Here is a 1,609-nt window from a genome sequence, read left to right as displayed (position 1 = left end):
CCATCATCACCACCGCATCGAGGTCGCCTTCGAGCTGGCGCCGCCGGGTGCGCGGTGCATCGCCGGGCACCCGGCTCGGGCGCACCGGTTCGGTGTCGCAGATGGCGCGCGTCAGCGCATACGGGTCGTCGGTCGCCCGGCCATAGGGGCTGGCCTGCGTCAGCAGGCGGTACAGCACCACGCCGAGCGAGTAGATGTCGCTGGCCGCGGTGACCGGTTCGCCGCGCACCTGCTCGGGGCTCGCGTACTCGGGCGTCAGCGCGCGCATCGCGGTGGTGGTGCGATCGGCGGCGGGCGCGTCCAGGCGTTTGGCGATGCCGAAGTCGACGAGCTTCACGACGCCGTCGCGCCCGACCAGGATGTTGCCGGGCTTCAGGTCGCGGTGCACCACGCCTTGCCGGTGCGCATGGTCGACCACCAGGCAGAGGCTTCGGAACAGGCGCAGCCGCGCGGCCAGCGGCAGCGCGTGCTCGGCGCAGTAGAGGTCGATCGGCACGCCGCCGTCGACCAGGTCCATCACGACGTAGTGCAGGCCTTCGGGCGACACGCCGGCGTCCAGCAGCTTGGCCAGGTTCGGGTGGTCGAGCGCGGCGAGGATGCGCCGCTCGGCATGGAAGCGGTCGAGCAGGAAGCGCGTGTCGGCGCCTTCGCGCACGATCTTCACGGCGACCTGCTGCTCGTACTGCCCGTCGGCCCGTTCGGCGCGGTAGACCTCGCCCATGCCGCCGCGGGCGATCAGGGCCAGCAGCCGGTAGTCGCCGACGCGCTGGCCGCTGGCATCGTGCGGTGCCGCGGCGGCCTCGGCCGACAGCGCATCGAGCAGGCCCGCCGCGGGCGACCGGTCGAGCGGGCCGGTGCCTTCGGCCGCCGCGACCAGCGACTCGAGCTCGGCGCGCAGCGCGGGATCGTCGGGGCAGGCGAGGGCGATCCAGCGCTTGCGTTCGTGCGGCGGGCGCTCGAGCGTATCGGCCAGCAGCTCCTTCAGGCGCTGCCAGCGCTCGCGGTCGAGGGTCATGGGCGTGTCGGGCGCGGGGTCGCACGCGGTGTTGCCTGCGGCGTTGTCGACCCCGGCCGCGCGGTCGTCGCCGCTGCGTGCAGTTGGTTCCATCGAAGCTCCCTGTCCGCCCGGGTGAGCGGGGAAGGGGGAGCTTACCCTGGCGGAATCAGGCCAGGCGGAAGACGCCGACCGCTGCCACCAACTGATGCGCCTGCACATGCAGGCTGTCGGCGGCGGCGGCCGATTGCTCGACCAGCGCGGCGTTGCGCTGGGTGGCTTCGTCCAGGCCGGCCACCGTCGCGTTCAGCTGGTCGACGCCCGCGGTCTGCTGCTGGCTGGCCTGGCCCATCTCCGCGATCAGGCCGGCCACGCGCTGCACCTGTTCGACCATGCCGCCCATGTGGCGGCCGGCGCTGTTCACCAGCTCGGCACCGGCCTGCACGCGCTCGACGCTGGAGCTGATCAGCGCCTTGATCTCGCGGGCTGCCGCGGCGCTGCGCTGCGCCAGCGCGCGCACCTCGCTGGCCACCACCGCGAAGCCGCGGCCCTGCTCGCCGGCACGCGCCGCTTCCACCGCCGCGTTCAGCGCGAGGATGTTGGTCTGGAAGGCGA

The 1,609-nt window shown here is 73.5% G+C and carries 2 protein-coding genes; both read right to left on the bottom strand.

Translation table 11 applies throughout. From position 1 onward, the window contains the following. A partial coding sequence (locus tag AC1D01_RS33930) for a serine/threonine-protein kinase (RefSeq protein ID WP_477873857.1) occupies nucleotides 1–1,108 on the bottom strand: 1,108 nt, incomplete at its 3' end. A 55-nt stretch (nucleotides 1,109–1,163) separates the two neighbouring features. Beyond that, a partial coding sequence (locus tag AC1D01_RS33925; protein ID WP_477873856.1) for a methyl-accepting chemotaxis protein occupies nucleotides 1,164–1,609 on the bottom strand: 446 nt, incomplete at its 5' end.

It is taken from the genome of Rhizobacter sp. P3_B12, from assembly GCF_056402895.1.
This window is presented reverse-complemented; position numbering and strand designations above follow the sequence as displayed.